This is a genomic window from Trabulsiella odontotermitis, from assembly GCF_001188485.1.
Classification (GTDB): Bacteria; Pseudomonadota; Gammaproteobacteria; order Enterobacterales; family Enterobacteriaceae; genus Trabulsiella; species Trabulsiella odontotermitis_A.
The window spans coordinates 147,979-169,269 of record NZ_JNGH01000119.1 but is presented as its reverse complement, the minus strand read 5'-3'; the positions used below and the strand labels follow the sequence as shown (position 1 = coordinate 169,269).

General features: G+C 56.8%; 17 protein-coding genes and 4 pseudogenes. 3 read left to right on the top strand and 18 right to left on the bottom strand.

The window, feature by feature from the left end; genetic code table 11:
- The 9 genes and pseudogenes from pabC to yceD form a co-directional block, all read right to left on the bottom strand.
- Entirely contained in the window at positions 1-654 is a 654-nt protein-coding gene (gene pabC, locus GM30_RS21605) for an aminodeoxychorismate lyase (protein WP_049850265.1), read from the bottom strand.
- Between the two features lie 104 nt (positions 655-758).
- Positions 759-2,000, bottom strand: a complete 1,242-nt coding sequence (gene fabF / locus GM30_RS21600) for a beta-ketoacyl-ACP synthase II (RefSeq protein ID WP_049850264.1) — start codon at positions 1,998-2,000, stop codon at positions 759-761.
- A 91-nt stretch (positions 2,001-2,091) separates the two neighbouring features.
- Positions 2,092-2,328 carry an acyl carrier protein gene (acpP, locus tag GM30_RS21595; protein WP_000103754.1) on the bottom strand — a complete coding sequence of 79 codons (237 nt, stop codon included), beginning with the start codon at positions 2,326-2,328 and terminating at the stop codon, positions 2,092-2,094.
- A gap of 210 nt (positions 2,329-2,538) precedes the next feature.
- Positions 2,539-3,273, bottom strand: coding sequence for a 3-oxoacyl-ACP reductase FabG (gene fabG / locus GM30_RS21590; protein WP_049850263.1), 735 nt, complete (start codon positions 3,271-3,273; stop codon positions 2,539-2,541).
- 18 nt (positions 3,274-3,291) lie between these two features.
- Complete coding sequence (locus GM30_RS21585; RefSeq protein ID WP_049850262.1) at positions 3,292-4,026, bottom strand: ACP S-malonyltransferase; 735 nt, start codon at positions 4,024-4,026, stop codon at positions 3,292-3,294.
- A gap of 16 nt (positions 4,027-4,042) precedes the next feature.
- Positions 4,043-4,996 (bottom strand): beta-ketoacyl-ACP synthase III, encoded by a 954-nt coding sequence (gene fabH / locus GM30_RS21580; protein WP_049850261.1) that lies wholly within the window; start codon positions 4,994-4,996, stop codon positions 4,043-4,045.
- 6 nt (positions 4,997-5,002) lie between these two features.
- A pseudogene (plsX, locus tag GM30_RS21575) lies at positions 5,003-6,035 on the bottom strand (phosphate acyltransferase PlsX).
- Between the two features lie 78 nt (positions 6,036-6,113).
- A complete protein-coding gene (gene rpmF / locus GM30_RS21570) occupies positions 6,114-6,287 on the bottom strand; it encodes a 50S ribosomal protein L32 (RefSeq protein WP_002435125.1) in 174 nt (57 codons plus the stop codon).
- Between the two features lie 16 nt (positions 6,288-6,303).
- Positions 6,304-6,825, bottom strand: a complete 522-nt coding sequence (yceD, locus tag GM30_RS21565) for a 23S rRNA accumulation protein YceD (RefSeq protein ID WP_049850260.1) — start codon at positions 6,823-6,825, stop codon at positions 6,304-6,306.
- Between the two features lie 140 nt (positions 6,826-6,965).
- Here yceD and GM30_RS21560 point away from each other — a divergent pair, with 140 nt between their 5' ends.
- Positions 6,966-7,550 (top strand): Maf family protein, encoded by a 585-nt coding sequence (locus GM30_RS21560; RefSeq protein WP_049850259.1) that lies wholly within the window; start codon positions 6,966-6,968, stop codon positions 7,548-7,550.
- 41 nt (positions 7,551-7,591) lie between these two features.
- Here the strand turns inward: GM30_RS21560 and rluC are convergent, their stop codons facing one another.
- Positions 7,592-8,545, bottom strand: coding sequence for a 23S rRNA pseudouridine(955/2504/2580) synthase RluC (gene rluC, locus GM30_RS21555; protein ID WP_192901457.1), 954 nt, complete (start codon positions 8,543-8,545; stop codon positions 7,592-7,594).
- A 570-nt stretch (positions 8,546-9,115) separates the two neighbouring features.
- Between rluC and rne the strand changes: the two are divergent.
- Positions 9,116-12,026, top strand: a pseudogene (gene rne, locus GM30_RS21550) (ribonuclease E).
- 40 nt (positions 12,027-12,066) lie between these two features.
- Here rne and GM30_RS21545 read toward each other — a convergent pair.
- A pseudogene (locus GM30_RS21545) lies at positions 12,067-12,997 on the bottom strand (LysR family transcriptional regulator).
- A gap of 111 nt (positions 12,998-13,108) precedes the next feature.
- On the opposite strand from GM30_RS21545, the pseudogene GM30_RS21540 reads away from it, so the two are divergent.
- Positions 13,109-14,211, top strand: a pseudogene (locus tag GM30_RS21540) (MFS transporter).
- 77 nt (positions 14,212-14,288) lie between these two features.
- Here the strand turns inward: GM30_RS21540 and flgL are convergent.
- The 7 genes from flgL to GM30_RS21505 form a co-directional block, all read right to left on the bottom strand.
- Positions 14,289-15,188: a flagellar hook-associated protein FlgL gene (gene flgL / locus GM30_RS21535; protein ID WP_049850257.1), complete on the bottom strand. Its 900-nt coding sequence runs from the start codon at positions 15,186-15,188 to the stop codon at positions 14,289-14,291.
- 14 nt (positions 15,189-15,202) lie between these two features.
- On the bottom strand, positions 15,203-16,855 hold the full coding sequence (gene flgK, locus GM30_RS21530) for a flagellar hook-associated protein FlgK (protein ID WP_049850256.1): 1,653 nt from the start codon (positions 16,853-16,855) through the stop codon (positions 15,203-15,205).
- Between the two features lie 75 nt (positions 16,856-16,930).
- Positions 16,931-17,884, bottom strand: a complete 954-nt coding sequence (flgJ, locus tag GM30_RS21525; RefSeq protein WP_049850255.1) for a flagellar assembly peptidoglycan hydrolase FlgJ — start codon at positions 17,882-17,884, stop codon at positions 16,931-16,933.
- Positions 17,884-18,969: a flagellar basal body P-ring protein FlgI gene (locus tag GM30_RS21520; protein WP_049850254.1), complete on the bottom strand. Its 1,086-nt coding sequence runs from the start codon at positions 18,967-18,969 to the stop codon at positions 17,884-17,886. Before GM30_RS21520 ends, flgJ begins: the two co-directional genes overlap by 1 nt.
- Positions 18,970-18,980: 11 nt before the next feature.
- Complete coding sequence (locus GM30_RS21515) at positions 18,981-19,679, bottom strand: flagellar basal body L-ring protein FlgH (protein WP_124965896.1); 699 nt, start codon at positions 19,677-19,679, stop codon at positions 18,981-18,983.
- A 56-nt stretch (positions 19,680-19,735) separates the two neighbouring features.
- Complete coding sequence (flgG, locus tag GM30_RS21510) at positions 19,736-20,518, bottom strand: flagellar basal-body rod protein FlgG (protein ID WP_049850252.1); 783 nt, start codon at positions 20,516-20,518, stop codon at positions 19,736-19,738.
- Positions 20,519-20,531: 13 nt separating this feature from the next.
- A complete protein-coding gene (locus GM30_RS21505; protein WP_049850251.1) occupies positions 20,532-21,287 on the bottom strand; it encodes a flagellar basal body rod protein FlgF in 756 nt (251 codons plus the stop codon).
- Positions 21,288-21,291 lie beyond the last annotated feature (4 nt).

Sequence of the window (21,291 nt, the reverse complement as noted above, 5' to 3'; positions counted from 1 at the left end):
CTAATCGGACAACTCGCAATAAGGGGCCAGAAATTCATACAGTTCATGGGACAGGTAGCGCACGTCGCCGAACGCCTTCACTGGCACTACCGGCATCAGCGCGTTGCACAGCAAAACTTCATCCGCCTGCTGTACCGCTTCTTCACGCGCACTCACTTCGACAACGTGATAGCGGCTTTGTGCCAGCCGCGACAGACAATGCTGACGCATGATGCCGTTGACGCCGGCGTGGGTGAGCCTCGGCGTAAAAACGGTGTCACCTGCCCGCCAGAACAAATTAGCCGCACAGCATTCCGTAACCCACCCTTCGCTGTCAAGGACCAGCGCCTCCTCCGCATCCGTCTGCTCAAGATGCGCACGGATCAGCACCTGCTCAAGCCGATTGAGGTGTTTGAGCCCGGCGAGATGCGGGTTACGTCCGAGGCGCACCGGACTCAGCGCCAGTGTAATGCCCGCTTCCCGCCAGCGCGCGTAATGCATTGGCGCGGGTGACAGGGAGAGCATGCGGATCGGTGTCAGGCAGGCCGCGGGGTTGTAGCCACGACCGCCCCTGCCGTGACGAACACGCGCCGTGGTAAAACAGCCATCACCAAACTGAATGGCGCGGTCGTTCGCCGCCAGAGAGTCTCGTTCTTTGCCGTTAATCAAGAACATAGAAGCTCCTTATCTGTGTCTGTCAGTCTGGCAGCAGGCTGGAAGGGTTACAAGGGGAATGCGCTTAAAGAAAAGGCCTGCAAACGCAGGCCTTAAGGAGAGGATCAGACCTTTTTGAAGATCAGAGAGCCGTTGGTGCCACCGAAGCCGAAGGAGTTACACAGGGTGTACTCCATTCCGCTGACCTGGCGCGCTTCGTGTGGAACGAAGTCCAGATCGCAACCTTCATCCGGGTTATCCAGGTTGATGGTCGGCGGGATCGCCTGGTCGCGCAGCGCAAGGATGGAGTAAATGGACTCTACCGCACCCGCCGCACCTAACAGGTGACCGGTCATGGATTTGGTGGAGCTGACCATCACGCGGCTTGCTGCAGCACCAAACACATTTTTCACCGCCTGCGCTTCGGCTTTGTCACCCGCCGGGGTGGACGTGCCGTGTGCGTTGACGTAGCCAATCTGGCCTGGCTCAATGCCCGCGTCGCGGAGTGCGTTAACCATCGCCAGCGCAGCACCTGCGCCATTTTCCGGCGGCGACGTCATATGGTAGGCATCGCTGCTCATACCAAAGCCAACCACTTCGGCGTAGATTTTTGCACCGCGTTTTTTTGCGTGCTCGTACTCTTCCAGAACGATGATGCCCGCGCCGTCACCCAGCACGAAGCCATCGCGGTCTTTGTCCCACGGACGGCTTGCCGCCTGCGGGTTGTCGTTACGGGTAGACAGCGCGCGTGCAGCGCCGAAGCCGCCTACGCCCAGTGGCGTACTGGCTTTTTCTGCCCCACCTGCCAGCATCACATCAGCATCGTTGTACGCAATAATACGGGCCGCGTGGCCGATATTATGCACGCCTGACGTACAGGCGGTCGCGATGGAGATACTCGGCCCACGCAGACCAAACATGATGGTCAGGTGACCTGCCACCATATTCACAATTGTGGACGGAACGAAGAACGGGCTGATCTTACGCGGACCGCCGTTAACCAGAGAAGTATGGTTTTCTTCGATTAAGCCGAGACCACCGATACCAGAGCCGATAGCGGCACCGATACGTCCGGCGTTCTCTTCCGTCACTTCAAGGCCAGAATCCTGCATGGCCTGAACGCCAGCGACAATTCCGTATTGAATGAAGGCATCCATCTTGCGCTGTTCTTTACGCGAGATGATGTCATCACAGTTAAAATCCTTTACTAAGCCAGCAAATTTCGTTGCGTAGGCGCTAGTATCGAAATGGTCGATCAGGCTGATGCCACTCTGACCGGCAAGGAGAGTTTTCCAGGTAGACTCTACGGTATTGCCGACAGGAGACAACATGCCCAGTCCGGTCACAACTACACGACGCTTAGACACGTTTGTCCTCCAGGGAGGGATAAAAAAAGAGATCGTGGGACGAATAAAAGATAAAACTCAGGCGGTCGAGTGACCGCCTGGAGATGTTCACTTACGCCTGGTGGCCGTTGATGTAATCAATGGCAGCCTGAACGGTGGTGATCTTCTCAGCTTCTTCGTCCGGAATCTCAGTATCAAACTCTTCTTCCAGAGCCATTACCAGCTCAACGGTGTCAAGAGAATCAGCGCCCAGGTCTTCAACGAAGGAAGCATTGTTGGTAACTTCTTCCTGCTTAACGCCCAGCTGCTCGCCGATAATTTTCTTAACGCGTTCTTCGATAGTGCTCATACTCTTAAATTTCCTATCAAAACTCGCTTTCGCGATGGTTTTCGTAGTGTATAAAATGTTGAAAAATTTGCAACTAAATCCCGGCAGGTCTTACCACGATTTTACGCTATTTTGCGGGTATTCGCCCTAATAACGCAAATTATTTCGCACACTTTGCTGCTCGGGATTGCGCGAAGTGCGCGGTTCCTGAGCATATTGTGCAAATCGCGATCAAACCATGTACATCCCGCCGTTGACGTGCAGAGTTTCACCCGTGATGTAACTCGCTTCGTCAGACGCTAAGAATGCAACCGCACTGGCGATTTCTTTTGCGTCACCGAGGCGACCCGCTGGAACTTCCGCCAGAATACCCGCACGCTGATCGTCAGACAGCGCACGCGTCATGTCCGTTTCAATAAAGCCCGGAGCAACAACGTTCACAGTAATCCCGCGAGACGCAACTTCACGTGCCAGCGATTTACTGAAACCGATAAGACCTGCTTTCGCCGCAGCGTAGTTGGCCTGACCGGCATTTCCCATGGTACCAACCACAGAACCGATAGTGATAATACGCCCGTGACGCTTTTTCATCATAGCGCGCATTACCGCTTTTGACAGACGGAAAACGGATGAAAGATTGGTTTCGAGAATATCTGTCCACTCTTCTTCTTTCATTCGCATAAGCAGATTATCGCGAGTAATCCCGGCATTATTGACCAGAATGTCGACTTCGCCAAACTCTGCGCGAATATTTTCCAGTACAGATTCGATAGATGCCGGATCGGTCACATTCAACATCAGACCTTTACCGTTAGCACCTAAATAGTCGCTGATCGCCTGCGCGCCGCTTTCGCTGGTCGCCGTCCCGATCACTTTCGCGCCACGGGCGACGAGCGTTTCAGCAATTGCGCGGCCAATACCACGGCTTGCACCAGTAACCAGCGCGATTTTTCCTTCAAAACTCATGGTTTTGTCTTTCCTCTGTTATTGTTCTAACGCCGCTGACATTGCCGCCGGTTCATTAATGGCCGACGCGGTCAGTGTGTCGACAATACGTTTTGTCAGCCCGGTGAGGACTTTACCCGGTCCGACTTCATACAGATGTTCAACGCCCTGCGCGGCCATAAATTCAACGGTCTTCGTCCACTGAACCGGGCTGTACAGCTGGCGCACCAGCGCATCACGAATGGCGTCTGCCGCGGTTTCGCATTTTACGTCAACGTTGTTAACAACGGACACCTGCGGTGCCTTGAACGTAATTTTTGCCAGCTCAACCGCCAGTTTTTCTGCGGCTGGCTTCATCAGCGCACAGTGTGACGGTACGCTGACCGGCAGCGGCAGCGCGCGTTTCGCGCCAGCAGCTTTACAGGCGGCACCCGCACGTTCAACGGCGTCTTTATGCCCGGCGATCACCACCTGGCCCGGCGAGTTGTAGTTAACCGGTGAAACCACCTGCCCTTCAGCAGATTCTTCACACGCTTTAGCAATCGCGGCGTCATCCAGCCCGATGATGGCCGACATCGCGCCAGTGNNCGTCTGCCAGGTCTTGTTGAGTTCTTCCGCTGGCCCTTGTTGCGTCAGTGCCCACAGATCATAGCCCAGAGCCGCAGAGGCTTCAGCAAAAGTCTCTTCAATAATCGGGTAATTTGCTGCCATTTCAGACAACATCCCGACCGTCTGCGAACCCTGTCCCGGGAACACAAAAGCAAATTGCGTCATGTTATTCTTCCTTATCCTAGAAACGAACCAGCGCAGAACCCCAGGTGAAACCGCCACCAAAGGCCTCAAGCAGAACCAACTGACCCCGCTTGATGCGGCCATCGCGAACGGCTTCGTCGAGCGCACACGGCACCGACGCGGCAGACGTGTTGCCGTGGCGGTCGAGCGTTACCACGACGTTGTCCATCGACATGCCCAGTTTTTTCGCGGTCGCGCTGATAATGCGCAGGTTCGCCTGGTGCGGCACCAGCCAGTCCAGTTGCGAACGGTCAAGATTGTTAGCCGCCAGCGTCTCATCGACAATATGCGCCAGTTCCGTGACAGCCACTTTAAAGACTTCGTTACCCGCCATGGTCAGGTAAATGGCGTTTTCCGGATTCACGCGGTCAGCGTTTGGCAGCGTTAACAGCTCGCCATAGCTGCCATCCGCGTGAAGATGGGTAGAGATGATACCCGGCTCTTCGGAGGCGCCTACCACGACAGCCCCTGCGCCATCGCCAAAAATAATAATGGTGCCGCGATCGGTTGGATCGCAGGTGCGGGCCAGCACGTCGGACCCCACCACCAGCGCATATTTGACTGCACCGGATTTCACGTACAAATCGGCAACGCTCAGCGCGTAGGTAAAGCCTGCGCAGGCCGCCGCGACGTCAAACGCCGGACAGCCTTTAATATCGAGCATGCTCTGGATCTGACAGGCCGCACTTGGAAACGCGTGCGTGGCGGAGGTGGTTGCCACCACGATCAGGCCGATATCGTCTTTCGCGATACCCGCCATTTCCAGCGCGCGCTGTGCGGCTTCAAAGCCCATTGTTGCAACGGTTTCATTCGGCGCAGCAATACGACGTTCACGGATACCTGTGCGCGTGACAATCCACTCGTCAGACGTATCAACCATCTTTTCCAAATCGGCGTTAGTACGCACCTGTGCGGGCAGATAACTGCCGGTACCAATAATCTTCGTATACATGTACGCTCAGTCTTTTTCCGGTAATACAGATTCCAGGCGAGCGGCAATCCGCTGAGGGACCTCCCGCTGCACCGCCTGCACTGCCTGTTCAATCGCAACGCTAAACGCGCGCTGATTGGCTGCACCATGACTTTTAATCACCGTGCCGCGCAATCCTAACAGACAGGCGCCATTATACTGGTCGGGGTTGAGGTGACTGAATCGCCTGGAGAGGCTTTTTTGTAACCAACGCTTTAATAAAATCAGCCACCACGACCGTTTTTTTCCTTCCCCTTGCGATTTCAGCAGCGAAAGAAACATTCTGACAACGCCTTCCATGGTTTTTAACGTGACGTTTCCGGTGAAGCCATCACAGACCAACACATCGGTTTTGCCCGTTAACAACTCGTTGGCTTCAAGATAACCAATATAGTTGATAGTTGGCACAGTTTTAAGCAACGCAGAAGCATCACGAATGCTTTCATGCCCTTTGCTCTCTTCTTCACCGATGTTGAGCAACGCGACTCGCGGCTTGTTGATACCGACGACTTCTTCCGCCAGCACCGAGCCCATGATCGCAAACTGCACCAGCATGGTACTGTCGCAATCGACGTTCGCCCCCAGATCGAGCACGACCGTTTTGCCCTTTTGCTGATGCGGTAATACCGTCACCAGCGCCGGGCGCTCAATGCCTTCTANGCTTGAGCAGTAATTTCGCCAGCCCCATCAACGCGCCGGTATTGCCCGCGCTGACGCAGGCCTGCGCACGCCCTTCTTTCACCAGTTCGAGCGCCACACGCATCGAACTTCCCCGGCTGTTACGCACCGCCTGAGATGGTCGCGCATCACTGGCAATAACTGACTGTGCAGGGATAATCTGCAGACGCGAACGTTGTTCGAAATCAGCTTTGGCGAGTAATGGCGAGATGGCGTCGGGATCGCCGACTAAAAGAAGTGAGAGTTGCGAATTGAAACCCAGTGCCTGCAAAGCTGCAGGCACCGTCACGGAAGGGCCAAAATCGCCTCCCATGACATCTAACGCTATGGTCAGACGTGTCAAGGTATCGTCGCTGCCCGGTTCGTTTCTCCCCGCTTGCGCGGGGAAATCCTCACTAAGCTTCATCACGCTTGCGCGTGATTACTTAGCGATTACCTTGCGACCGCGGTAGTAACCGTCGGCGGTGATGTGGTGACGCAGGTGGGTTTCACCAGAAGTCTTGTCTACAGACAGGCTGGTAACTGCGGTCAGCGCGTCATGGGAACGACGCATGCCACGTTTGGAACGGGTTGGTTTATTCTGTTGTACGGCCATGGACCTTACTCCTCAATTACTTACGCTTTAAGCTGGCTAATGCGGCAAATGGGTTTGGCTTTTGCGCCTCTTCAGGCAGTTCACCAAAGACCATGTCCGCGTCGGACACTTCACAGTGTTCAGAATCATGCACCGGAACTACCGGCAAGGAGAGAATGATTTCATCCTCAACCATCGCCCGAAGGTCGATTTCACCGAATTCGTTAACCTCAATCGGCTCATACGCTTCCGGGAGTGCTTCAGCCTGTTCGTCAGAACGAACCGGACTGAAACAATACGTGGTGTGAATGTGATGCGTGAACGGTTTCCCGCAGCGCTGACATTCGAGGGTTACCGTCACCTTTGCGTCGCCGGTTATCACCGCAAGACGCTGGTTATCGATAGCGAATGACATGTCGCATTCCACATCACTGTCCACACTGACTACAGATTCGGCAACACGCTCAACCTGATCAGCGGCATAAATGCCCTGGTAATCGAGGCGTTTTTGAGCGGTACGAACCGGATCAAGAGTCAGGGGTAATTTTACCTTTTGCATAGGGCGCGCATATTAACTTTGTAACGTCGTATAGTCAAAGAAAAAGGCACCCGAAGACGCCTTTTGCCATTTATTCGCACACATTGCGGCCTGTAGTTTAAAATGACGCTAACCGATTCGCCATACCTGACTGAAAAAATATGCCAAACCTTGTTCTTGCCTCCACCTCTCCCTACCGCCGGATGCTGCTTGAAAAGCTCGGTATCCCCTTTGAATGCGCTGCCCCACAAGTCGATGAAACCCCACTGGCGGATGAATCGCCCCGCCAGCTGGTTTTACGGCTGGCGCAGGCCAAAGCGCAGGCGCTCGCACAGCGTTTTCCGGAACATCTTATTATTGGTTCCGATCAGGTCTGTATTCTGGACGGCGCCATTACCGGCAAACCGCATACCGAAGAAAAGGCGTTTAAACAATTAAAGAAAGCCAGCGGTAATATTGTCACCTTTTATACCGGGCTGGCGCTTTATAATTCAGCAAACGGTCATCTGCAAACGGAATGCGAACCGTTTGATGTGCATTTTCGCCATCTGACTGAACAGGAAATACGCGATTATATTCGCAAAGAGAGTCCGCTGAATTGCGCGGGCAGCTTTAAAAGTGAAGGTTTGGGCATTTCGCTCTTCGAGCGGCTGGAGGGGCGCGATCCGAACACGCTGGTCGGCCTGCCGCTGATTGCGCTCTGTCAGATGCTACGGCGCGAGCACTGGAATCCGTTACTGGCCTGAAAAACGCCGGGTGGCGCGCTACGCTTACCCGGCCTACAACCTTATTTCTGGCTACGCAGCACGTGCAGGCAGTGCTTCAGCGCATTATCCATCGGCGCTTCAATGCGGATAGTTTCACCCGTATTGGGATGAGTAAATTTCAGCGCCGCCGCATGCAGGAACAGACGTGACAGCCCCGTCCCCGCCAGCTGTTTGTCGAATTCGCGGTCGCCGTAGCGATCGTCAAAGGCGATAGGATGCCCGGCGTGAAGCGTATGCACGCGTATCTGGTGCGTACGCCCGGTCACCGGACTGCAGCGCACCAGCGTCGCAAACTCAAACCGCTCTTCCACTTTAAAACGCGTTTCGGACGGTTTCCCTTCGCTGCTGACCCGCACAATGCGCTCGCCGCTTTGCAGAATGTTTTTCAGCAGCGGCGCCTGCACCACTTTCATGTGCGACTGCCACTGACCGCGCACCAGCGCCAGATAATCTTTCTGCATTCCCTTTTCGCGTAGTTGTTCGTGCAGCGAACGCAACGCCGAGCGCTTTTTCGCCACCAGCAGTACACCTGAGGTATCGCGGTCAAGGCGATGCACCAGTTCAAGGAATCGCGCTTCCGGGCGCAGCGCGCGCAGCCCTTCGATCACCCCGAAGCTCAGCCCGCTGCCGCCGTGCACCGCCGTTCCCGACGGCTTATTCAGCACCAGAATATGGTCGTCTTCATAAAGGATAACGTCGCTCAGTGCGGCGACCTTCTGTAAATGCGGAGAAACGGCGTCCTCTTCGCGTTCAGCAACGCGAACCGGCGGAATGCGCACTTCATCGCCCGCCTCAAGCTTATATTCAGGCTTAATCCGTTTCTTATTCACCCGTACTTCGCCTTTACGCAAAATACGGTAAATCATGCTTTTCGGCACACCTTTCAATTGGGTGCGCAAAAAGTTATCGATGCGTTGTCCCGCTTCATCAGCAGAAATCGCGACAAATTTTACGGCTGGAGTCTCAGTTTTCATGGTCGGCGATTCTAAATAGCCAGGCGCATTCGCGCCACTCATTTTTCTATGCTTATATTATGGTGACCTGGTGACAGCAGACATCTCACTGAAGGGATTGGTTGTTATTAGAACAATCCTGACAGAGAGGTGCAAAAACTGTGAGTAACCGGGTAACAAATGGTAAAAGTCATCTTGCTATAACAAGGTTAGCAATGGAATAATGATGCCGTTTTCCGTGTTGAATCTTGTTAAAACAAGGAAATTTGCGGAATTACCAGTTTTGCCCGACCGATCATCCACGCAGCAATGGCGTAAGACGTATTGATCTTTCAGGCAGTTAGCGGGCTGCGGGTTGCAGTCCTTACCGGTAAATGGAAGCAACTCTGGAGAGTTATCCCAGGCTGTTCCCCTGTTAATTGCGCTGTGTTTGTCTCAACAACACAGGCAGCCGACACTCTGCGCCTCTTAAGCGAGCGACAACCGTGAGGTTGGCGACGTGAATAGACACGAGGCCATCGGTTCACCCCCGGAAAGGCATTACTCTGCCCGCAGCTTAGTCGTCAATGTACGAATAATGAGTAAGTTACGATGAAAAGAATGTTAATTAACGCAACTCAGCAGGAAGAGTTGCGTGTCGCCCTTGTTGATGGGCAGCGTCTGTACGATCTGGATATCGAAAGCCCAGGACACGAACAGAAAAAAGCGAACATCTACAAAGGTAAAATCACCCGCATTGAACCGAGTCTGGAAGCCGCATTTGTTGATTACGGCGCTGAACGTCACGGTTTTCTCCCCCTTAAAGAAATCGCCCGCGAGTATTTTCCTGCCAGCTACAACGCTCATGGCCGTCCCAACATCAAAGATGTTCTGCGTGAAGGTCAGGAAGTTATCGTTCAGATTGATAAAGAAGAGCGCGGTAATAAAGGCGCGGCATTAACCACCTTTATTAGCCTGGCGGGCAGCTATCTGGTGCTGATGCCGAATAACCCGCGTGCGGGTGGTATTTCGCGCCGTATCGAAGGCGATGATCGTACCGAACTGAAAGAAGCGCTGTCCAGTCTTGAACTGCCGGATGGCATGGGTCTTATCGTGCGTACTGCCGGGGTGGGTAAATCCGCCGAGGCGTTGCAGTGGGACCTGAGCTTCCGTCTGAAGCACTGGGAAGCGATCCAAAAAGCTGCAGAGAGTCGCCCGGCGCCGTTCCTGATCCATCAGGAAAGTAACGTTATCGTTCGCGCCTTCCGTGACTACCTGCGCCAGGACATCGGCGAAATCCTGATTGATAACCCGAAAGTGCTTGAGCTGGCGCGCCAGCACATCGCCGCGCTGGGTCGTCCGGATTTCAGCAGCAAAATCAAACTGTACACCGGTGAAATCCCGCTGTTCAGCCACTACCAGATCGAATCGCAGATCGAATCCGCGTTCCAGCGCGAAGTGCGTCTGCCGTCCGGTGGTTCTATCGTTATCGACTCCACCGAAGCGTTAACCGCTATCGATATCAACTCCGCACGCGCGACCCGCGGCGGTGACATCGAAGAAACGGCGTTTAACACTAACCTGGAAGCCGCAGACGAAATCGCTCGCCAGCTGCGCCTGCGTGACCTCGGCGGCCTGATCGTTATCGATTTTATCGATATGACCCCGGTACGCCATCAGCGCGCGGTGGAAAACCGTCTGCGCGAAGCGGTACGTCAGGACCGCGCCCGTATTCAGATCAGCCACATTTCGCGCTTCGGCCTGCTGGAGATGTCCCGCCAGCGCCTGAGCCCGTCGCTGGGCGAATCCAGCCATCACGTCTGCCCGCGCTGTAGCGGCACCGGCACCGTCCGTGATAACGAATCCCTGTCGCTCTCTATCCTGCGCCTGATTGAAGAAGAAGCGCTGAAAGAGAACACCCAGGAAGTGCATGCGATTGTCCCTGTGCCGATTGCTTCCTACCTGCTGAACGAAAAACGCAGCGCTGTGAGCGCCATCGAAGCGCGTCAGGGCGGCGTACGTTGCATCATCGTGCCAAACGATCAGATGGAAACGCCGCACTACTCCGTACTGCGCGTGCGTAAAGGCGAAGAGACCTCGACCCTGAGCTATCTGCTGCCGAAACTGCATGAAGAAGAGATGGCAATGCCGTCTGATGAAGAACCCGCTGAGCGTANCCGAAAGCGAAAGCCGCCGCGCCTGCTGCGCCAAAAGCCCCTGCGGCTCCGGCAGAACCCGGTCTGGTGTCTCGCTTCTTCGGTGCGCTGAAAAACCTCTTTGCCGGCAGCGAAGCGCCGCAGGAAGTTGAACCGGCACCGGTGAAGAAAGAAGAGAAACCAGAGCGTCAGCAGGACCGTNTAAATCGCGTCAGAACAACCGCCGCGACCGCAACGATCGTCGTGATGATCGCCGTGACAACCGCAACGACAACGGCGAAGGTCGTGAAGAGAACCGCCGTAACCGTCGCGAAAAACAACAGCAGAACGCCGAAACGCGTGAAGCCCGTCAGCAGACCACCGTTGATGAGTCTGAAAAAGCGCAGGGTCGTGACGACCAGCCACAACAGCCGCGTCGTGAGCGTAACCGCCGTCGTAACAACGACGACAAACGCCAGGCCCAACAGGAAGCTAAAGCGCAGAACCGCGACGAACAGCCTTCAGCGCAGGAGACTGAACAGGAAGAACGTGTTCAGGTCATGCCGCGCCGTAAGCCGCGTCAGCTGTNCCGCAGAGCAGGAAGCCGCTGCTGTTGCGATTGCCGATGACGTCACCGAGCAGGCGCAGCCGGTCGTGACCGCGCAGCGCACCGACCTGGCGAAAGTGGATCTGCCTGCTGTGATTGACACCCCGGTTGAGCAGGACGACACCGCCGAAGCGCGCGATACCGCTGGTATGCCGCGTCGTTCACGCCGTTCACCGCGTCACCTGCGCGTCNNGACGCCGCGTCAACGCCGGAAGCGCAGCCTGTTGTGGTTGAACCGCAGCCGGTAGTGAGCGAGCCGCAGGAGCCGGTAGTGAGCGAGCCGCAGGAGCCGGTAGTTGAAACCACGCATCCGGAAGTGATTGCCGCACCGGTGACCGAACAACCGCACCTGATCGCCGCAGAAGATGAGGTCGTTGCCGAAGAGGTGGCGGCTGAAGTTGAGGCAGCAGTGGAATCTGCAGACGTCGTCGAAGACGCGCCTGTCGAAGAAACTCCGGTGGTTGAAACTGCCGCTGAGGAGCCGGTGGTGGCTGAGCCTGTGGCCGAACCGGTTGTTGCACCTGTCGTCACCGCGCCGGTTGAGCCTGTTGAAGAGGTGAAACCTGTTGCTGTGGTCACAGAGAAAGCTGCGACTACTGACAATCATCACGCGACGGCACCGATGACTCGTGCGCCGGCACCGGAATACAACCCGGAACCACCGCGCCACAGCGACTGGGTTCGCCCGTCCTTTACCTTCGAAGGAAAAGGTGCGGCGGGTGGCCACAGCGCAACGCAGCAGGCGCAGTCCGGGCCAACGCGTCCGCAGCCGACTGAGTAAGCGTTAAGCATGAAAGAGCCGACCTGAGGGTCGGCTTTTTTTATTCCGCCTCCGGGCGTCGCATGCCTGAGATTTGCGGCATCACGTCCCGCATCAGATCGAGAAAACGTCGCAGCCGCGTGGGGTAATAACGCGCCCAGGGATAAACCAGATGTACCGGCAACGGCGCCGCCCGCCACTGCGGCAATATCTCCACCAGCCGCCCTTCCCGTATATCCTCCTCCACCATCCAGCTGGAAATGATCACCACGCCGGTATTCGCCAGCGCAGTATTACGCGCGACGTAAATGCTGTCGGTACTCAGACGCGAAACAATATCCACTGTCCGGCTTTCCCCGTTCGCCTGATGAAGCGTCACATCATGCTGATAAAAGGTATTAATCGCCACCCACGGCAGCGCTGAGAGCTGTTCCGGTGTGGTTATCGCCGGATAACGGGCCAGCAGTTCCGGGGTCGCCACCATGCTGCGCGGCACTTCCGCCAGCAGGACGGAAACCGTCGCCGGATCGACCTCTGCACCGACGCGAATCGCGCAGTCGATATTGTCGCTGAGAAAATCGACCGACTTATCGTTGAGCATCCACTCCACGGAGAGCTGCGGATATTTATGCAGAAACGTCACCAGCGGCGCGAGCAGTTGCTGCTGCCCGAAAGCATGGGGAGCCCGCACTTTCAGAACGCCAACGGGCTCATCTTCCGCGACCTGCAGATCGTCCTCCAGCGCCAGCCAGGCATCAATCACGTTTCTGGCGTGCTGATAACAGCGCTCGCCATCANGTCAACTTCATGGCATGCGTGGTGCGCAGAATAAGTTTCGCGCCCAGCAGCGTCTCCAGCGACTGCAGACGGCGGCTGATGGTCGCCTGGGTGGTCTCCAGTTGCCGCGCGGCCGCTGACAGCGAACCGGCCTCGACAATGCGGATAAAGGTGCGCATCAGTTCAACGCGATCTATACGCTCCTGCTTCATTATTTTTCTCTCTGTCATACGCATTACGTATAACTGTTTTACCATCGCCCCTGCTAACCGCCCCAGCCGTAAACCGGGAAAAATAGCGCCATACCGTTTACGAGGAAATTCACCATGACAAACGCTTCCAGACCACACGCCTTCGCTGGCTGGGTTATTTTCATTCTCGCGCTGGGCGCCGGTTTCAGCGTCGCGGCGATCTATTATGCCCAGCCGCTGCTNGCCACGCCCGCCGCACGCTGATTGTCAGCAAAAGCGCGCTGCTGGCGCTGCTGCTGTTTCTCTGCAGCCTGACCAGCGGGTTGCATTCGTTGCTCATTGTCAGCCTGCTGACTGGCATGATGGCGACGATGGCGCAGGATATCGTCCCCGCCGCCGCTATCCTGTCTCCTGCCGGGAAACAGGGCAAAACCGTCGGCACGGTGATGACCGGTCTGCTGCTTGGCATTCTGCTGTCGCGAACCGTCAGCGGTCTGGTTGGTGCAGCGTTTGGCTGGCGGGAGATGTATCAGGCTGCCGCGCTCAGCATCGCCGCAATGGGTGTGCTGCTGTGGTTTGCCCTGCCGCGTTTCGCCACCCACTCCACGCTGAGCTATCCGGCGCTGATGAAATCAATGGCACACCTGTGGCGTCGCTATCCGGAACTGCGTCGTGCGGCGCTGGCGCAGGGCTTTCTGTCGGTAGCTTTCAGTGCCTTCTGGTCAACGCTGGCCGTCATGTTGCTGGAGCACTTCCGGATGGGCAGTGCGGTGGCAGGCGGTTATGGGATTGCCGGTGCCGCAGGCGCGCTTGCCGCCCCGCTCGCCGGTGGACTAGCGGATAAAGTCGGTGCAGCACGGGTTACGCAACTGGGCGCAGCGCTGGTGACGCTCTCTTTTGCACTGATGTTTGCCCTGCCCGCGTTACCTGCCGAAGGCCAGCTGGCGCTGATTGCCCTCTCCGCCGTCGGTTTTGACCTTGGTCTGCAGTCGAGCTTAGTGGCGCACCAGAATCTGGTGTATGGTCTGGAGCCGCAGGCACGCGGTCGTCTGAACGCCCTGCTGTTTACGGTGGTGTTTATTGGCATGGCGTCCGGCTCGGCGCTGGGCAGCCAGCTGTACGCGATGGCCGGATGGACGGGCGTGGTCATGCTGGCGACCGCGTCAGGGGCGATTGCGCTGTTGATTCGCCTGACGGATCAATCTCCGCTCGCCTCTGCGCCGCAAACGTCACGGTAAAAAAAAGCCCGCTCCGGGGTGAGGGGAGCGGGCTGAGAAAACATGCCGGTTTCAGGACATGCTAAGAGGCAAAGCGTTTAGCTGTTCAGCTGGAACAACGACATTCCTTGCATGTCGCTAAACGCTTTGTACGACGCCTGGAGAGCCGCCTGTTGCATGACATAGTTAGAGATCGTGGCGTTCCAGTCTACATCGATCAGATCGCTCATTTGCTGCGTCTGACTCAATGCCCGGTCATCACCCAAATCGTCGAGCTTGCCCAGTTCGATGAGCTGAGTCCCCAGTTCCGAACGAACGGTTACGACGTTANCCACCGCCTGTGCGGCGGCTGCGGCTGCATCATCGCCCTCTACCGGGGTTTTCAGCGCGGCAATGGCGGTGTCGAGCATCACGAACAGGTTAGTGTCAGTGCCCGGCGTCGCGTTGCTGGTCAGGTGATCGAAAATCTTGTCGCCGGTATGGCCGATGACCATGGTGCGGGAGGTATCAACCTGCTGCTCAACGTTAACCGTCCCGCCGACGTAGGTGCCGTCGTCCGCGAACGGTGGCTTGTCGGTTTGATAGCCAGCAAACATATAGCGTCCATTGCCGTCCTGGCTGTTGGCCAGGTTCATCAACTGGTCGCGAACGCCCTGCAGTTGAGTGGCAAACGAGGCACGGTCATCGTCACTCAGGGTGCCGTTACTGGCGGCAACGAGGGTTTCCTGCGCCGAGGTAATCGACAGCGTCACCTGACTCATCACGTTCTCTTCCTGCGACACGCGCTGCGTGGCAAAAGAACGTGCGCTGGCGAACTGGCTGTTCTGCGCCTGCGCCTGGGCGAGCACAACGGCCTGTGATGCGGCAATCGGATCGTCAGACGGGCGATTCACGCGCTTGCCGGTAGACATCTGTTCGCCATAGCCCAGCCAGCGAGACTGCGAGTCGGTAATACCACGCATGTTCTGCTGGTACATCATTAACGTACTTACACGCATTGTTGGCTGTCTCCTTAGCGAATGTTGATCAGCGCATCAAACAGCGTATTCGCCGTCTGCAGCACCTGCGCATTCGCCAGATAATATTGCTGATACAGTTGCAGGTTGCCGTACTCTTCATCCAGGTTTACCCCGGAAACGGACTGCTGCTGTTTCGCCAGTTGAGTCACCACGTTGCCCTGAGTGGTAGTGCTGACTTTCAGCGACGCGGTACGGTTACCGACATCGCTGACGATGGTCGCATAGGCATCGTTAAAGGTTTTCGAGTTGCCCACCAGCTTCTTATTTTGCAGGTCGAGTAGCGCCTGGCCGTTACGGTTGTCGCTTTCACCGTTGTCGGCATCATTTGCCCCCATCGCGAGCTGCGATTCGTTGGTGATGGCCAGTTCCATGTTCACAATCACGTCGTTGACCGGTTTCACCGTGAAGCTGTCTTTGGCATTTGGCGTACCGGTGACGTCGATTTCCAGACCGTCAAAGCTCATTTTGCCGCCAGTAACGGTCGCCGTGAAGGTGGTGTTGTCTGCCAGGCGAGTNNCCGGGCGAGCCCCCTGCCAGTCGGTACCGTCAAAAACCACTTTGTAGTTCGTCGCCTGCACCTGGGTACTGTCGGTGATGGTCGAGGTCAGCGCAGACGTCCCGGTGTTTTTACCGTTTGACACCACGGAGGAACCGCCAAAGTTAAAGAAATCAACGTTGGTATTGCCGTTGGCGTCAACACCCTGACGGTGCTGCTGGTTGAAGGAATCAGCAAACACCAGCGCCATCTGGTTAAGGCTGTTGCGCGTCTGGTCAAGATCCTGTGAACGGAACGTCAGCAGGCCACCCAGCGATCCGGTGGTCAGCAATCTTTCCGGGATTTCAACGTTGCCCGCCACATCATCAACGTAAGCCACGGTGATACGTGAAGGGTCAGCTTTGCTCTGCACCGCCGCCAGCTGATTTGCCTTGCTGCCCTGCACCAGGTTGTAGCCGTTAGCCATAGTGACGTTAAACGTGCTGCCATCCTGCACATTCACTTCAACACCGACGATCTGGTTCAGTTCGCTCACCAGTTGATCGCGCTGGTCAAGCAGATCGTTAGGCGATGCGCCAGCCCCAACACCGGTCATTTTGGTTATTTTTTCGTTCAGGTTGGCGATCTGCTGCGCGTAGCTGTTGATCTGTTCAACGCTTGAGGAGATCGACAGGTTAACCTGCTTGTCCTGATCGCGCAGATACTGGTCGGTGACCTTGAACTGGTTCACCAGTCCACCGGCTTTGCCAAGCAGCGCCTGGCGTGCCGCCGGATCTTCAGCGTTACTGACCAGCGTTTGCAGGGTGGCGAAAAAATCCTGCAGCGTTGCAGACAGTGAGTTGGTGGTATCTGAGAGCATGTCGTTGATTTTTGACATCTGCTCATAGCGCGCGGTCAGACCGCTGCTCTGGTTCTGCGCGGCGCGCAGCTGGTTGGTGATGAAAGCGTTGTATTCACGCTGAACGCCACCCACGTACACGCCGTTGCCGACCCAACCACCGCCCGTCAGGGAGCTGTTTGCCTGCCCGAGCACGGTTGTCTGGCGGGTGTAGCCCGCAACGTTATAACTGGCGATGTTGTTACTGACGGTGTTCAGAGCCGCCTGGGCTGCATTCAACCCACTCATTGCGCTGTTAATCAAGCTGGACATGGAGGTTCCTTTTATTCTTTCAGACACGGGTCCTGTCGAAGATTATCGGCAGGCGTTCGCTGAACTTGAGCCGTTTCAGAACAGATTTTCGAGATCGTTGCCGTAGGCTTTGCTGACCTTCTCACCCATCGATTTCAACTGCTGGATCATACTGGTCAGCTTACGGGCATAGTTCGGATCGGTGGCGTACCCGGCATTCTGCAATGCCTGCGCGCCCTGCTCTGCCGTTGCCGCGTTGGTCACCGCCGCATAGCGCGGGTTGCGGGTCAGCAGGCCGACGTAATCGGATAACGCTTCCAGATACGAGCTGTAGACGCGGAATTTGGCTTTCACCTTCTTCGCTTCGCCGTTTTCATATTCGGTGGTAGTGATTTCGGTAACTTTGCCCTTCCAGCCCGGCGAGGCCTTCACGCCAAACAGGTTGAAGCTCGGCTCGCCGTTTTCACCGCGAATCTGTCGTTGCCCCCAGCCAGACTCCAGCGCCGCCTGCGCCAGAATCAGGTGATGCGGAATACCGCTCTGCTCACTCGCCAGCCGCGCAGGCAGCGACAACTGAGCGAGGAAATCTTTACTGTCGCCGGGGAGCGCCACATCGCCCTCGGCAGGTGCTTTTGGCAACGCGTTACGCACCATCTGCCGCAGCGTGTCATTTTGATAGGTAGTCACGGTGTCGAGGTCGAATTTCATCGGCACCTGTGCGGTGTTTTCTGCCGGCGCTGCGCCTTGTGCCGCTTCCATCTGTTTGACCATCATGTCCGCCAGTCCGAGCCCTTTGCCGGCAGTCATCTGTTGGGCGATCTGCTGATCGTACATACTGGTGTAGAGGCGGGTCTGATCGCTGCTGAAAATACCGTCTTTCGGCAGCGCCTCGCGCATGCTTTTCAGCATCATCTGCACGAACATCCCTTCCATCTGGCGCGCCACCGGACGCAGGTTCGCGCCCGGATCATGGCCCGCCTGCGCCTTCAGTTCGTTCAGCGATTGCGCGTCCCACGCCGCGCTCGCCAGTAATTTGCTGTCGCTCAGCATCAGATAATTTCCACTTTCGCACGCAGGCAGCCTGCGCTCTGCATGGATTGCAGGATAGACATCAGTTCGATGGGCGATGCCCCCAGCGCATTCAATGCCCGCACCACATTGTTCAGGCTGGCGCTGGAGCGAATACTCTGCAATGCGCCGCCGCTCTGACGCNTCTGTGGTGTGACCACCGTCTGACCGCCTGCGAAAGGCGTATCCGGCTGGCTGACCTGCGCCTGGCGATTCACCGTCACCGACAGGTTGCCCTGCGCCACCGCACAGGTATCCAGCGTCACTTCGCGGTTCATCACCACGGAACCGGTACGGGAGTTGATAATGACTTTCGCTTCCTGCGGCGTGACGTTGACTTCCATATTCTGGATGTCCGCCAGCAGACGCACCTGATTGCTGTTGCCCGACGGCGTGCGGATCTGCACCGTGCGGGAATCCAGCGCGGTGGCGTTGCCGTAGCCGCTACGACGGTTAATGGTGTCAGCAATTTGCTGCGCCATGCCAAAGTCGTCCTGATTCAGTTGCAGGTTGATGGTGTTACCGGAGCCAAACTGCGTCGGCAGTTCGCGTTCGATGATCGCCCCGTTGGTGATACGTCCGCCGTTAAGCTGGTTCACCTGCACGCTGCTGCCACCGGCCGCCGCACCAGCCCCACCCACCAGGATATTCCCCTGCGCCAGCGCATACACCTGGCTGTCCACCCCTTTCAGCGGTGTCATCAGCAGCGTACCGCCGCGCAGGCTTTTGGCGTTCCCCATCGAGGAAACCACCACGTCAATATTTTGCCCCTGACGGCCAAACGCCGGGTACTGGGCGGTCACCATGACTGCCGCCACGTTTTTCAGTTGCATGTTAGTGCCGGTCGGCACTGTAATGCCAAGCTGCGACAACATGTTGTTGAGAGTCTGGGTGGTGAACGGCGTTTGTGTCGTCTGGTCACCGGTCCCGTCGAGACCCACCACCAGGCCATAGCCAATCAGTGAGTTTTCCCGCACGCCCTGTACGCTGGTGAGGTCGCGAATGCGATCGGCCTGGGCGAAACCCGCCACCAGAACCAGAGCAATGCCAACCAGGAACTTACACATAATCCACCTCGTTACATCGGCGACAAATTGAGGAAGAAGCGTTGCAGCCAACCCATGTTCTGCGCTTCATTGATATAGCCATTACCCACGTATTCGATCCGGGCGTCCGCCACCTGCGTGGAGGGAACGGTATTGCTGCCACTGATGGTGCGCGGATTCACCACTCCGGAGAAGCGGATAAACTCCGTCCCCTGGTTGATGGCGATCTGTTTTTCACCCACCACGTGGAGGTTGCCGTTAACCAGCACCTGATCCACCGTCACCGTCAGCGTACCACTGAAGGTGTTGCTGGCGTTGGCGCCACCTTTACCATTAAAGGTATTGCCGCCAGACGCATCGAGATTGGCGCGATCGCCGCCAAACAGCCCTTGCATAGCGCGTGGAACGGTGTCAAAGCCAAAATTCGTTTTACCGTCGCGGCTCGCGTTCGCTGACGAACTCTTACTGGCGCTGACGTTTTCCTGCAGCACAATCGTTAACGTGTCACCGATATTGCGCGGACGCCGGTCTTCAAACAGCGGCTGATAGCCGTAGTTAATGGGCTGCGCGGTCTGGAAAATAGAGCCATTGGCCATCGGCACCGGGCCGGGAACAGGCTGAGCGGTTGTGGCACCTTCCACCAGCGGTTTGGAAGGGATCAATGCGCATCCCGTCATGGATAACGCCACGACGGCGAGAAGCGGATAACGAAACGCTGCGGATTTTTGCATTGCTTTCATCTTCTGAATAAAAAAGCCGGTGCGAAGTATTCCGCACCGGTTACGTCTTAGAGCTGAGTCAGTTTTTGCAGCATCTGGTCGGTGGTCGAGACCGCTTTACTGTTAATTTCGTACGCGCGCTGAGTCTGGATCATGTTCACCAGCTCTTCGGCCACGTTAACGTTCGACGTTTCGACATACCCTTGATACAGCAGACCGGCGCCGTTAAGGCCCGGCGTGGTTTCGTTCGGCGCGCCGGAAGATTGCGTTTCGGTGTAGAGGTTTTCACCGATGCTCTCCAGACCGGAGTCGTTCATGAAGGTCGTCAGGTTCAACTGACCGACCTGCACCGGGTTGGTCTGCCCCTGCTGCGTCACGCTGACGATGCCATCACGGCCGATGGTGATGCTCAGAGTGTTCGCCGGAATGGTAATTGCTGGCTGGACCTGGAAACCGCCCGCCGTCACCAGTTGACCGTTCTGATCGACCTGGAACGAACCGTCGCGGGTGTAGGCCGAGGTGCCGTCCGGCAGCATGACCTGGAAGAAACCCTGCCCTTTGATCGCCACGTCTTTACTGTTGTTGGTCTGTGACAGGTTGCCCTGGCTGTGCAGACGCTCGGTCGCTACCGGACGAACACCGGTACCGATCTGCAGCCCTGACGGCAGTGTGGTTTGCTCAGAAGACTGTGCGCCGGGCTGGCGAATGGTCTGGTAAAGCAAATCTTCAAAAACCGCACGCTGACGCTTGAAACCGTTGGTGCTGACGTTCGCCAGGTTGTTGGCGATGACGTCCATATTGGTTTGCTGTGCGTCGAGACCGGTTTTTGCGATCCATAATGAACTGATCATAGTGGTCCTGTTATTAGCTCATGGAGAGCAGCTGGTTGGCCTTCTGCGCGTTCTGATCGACGTTGCTGATGACTTTCATCTGCATTTCGAACCGACGCGCGCTGGCGATCATATCGGCCATCGCGGCCACAGGTTTAACGTTACTGCCTTCAAGCACGCCAGACTGCAGCGTGATGCTCTGGTCGGCCTGTAAGACCGGACCACGCGCCGCCTGTGCCGCCGGGTTTAAGCGGAACATCCCGTCATCGCCACGCACCACTTCGTTCGCCTGCGCGCGCACCAGTTTCAGACGCCCTACCGGCGCAATGGTGTTTGCCGGGTCACCCGGGTTCAGTGCGGAGATAGTACCGTCAGCGGCGATGGTGATTTCGGAACCTTCCGGTACCACCACCGGGCCGCCTTCACCAATCACCGGGTTGCCCTGGATAGTCAGCTGGCCGGTGGGCGTCACCTGGATATTCCCGTTACGGGTATAGCCTTCAGTGCCGTCCGGCGCCTGTATGGCGAGCCAGCCGTCCTGCTGCAACGCCACGTCCAGCGGACGCGCGGTGTAGTCAAGCTGGCCTGGCGTCATGTCCGCGCCCGGTGTTGATGCCGCCACCAGCGTACGCGTCTGGACGGTCTCGCCGTTGACCGGCACTGCACGCAGTGCCGTCAGTTGAGCGCGAAAGCCAGGCGTCGAGGCGTTGGCAAGGTTGCTGGCGGTGACGGCCTGCTGATCCAGCGTCTGGCTGGCAGCGCCCATCGCGGTATATATTGCGTGATCCATTACG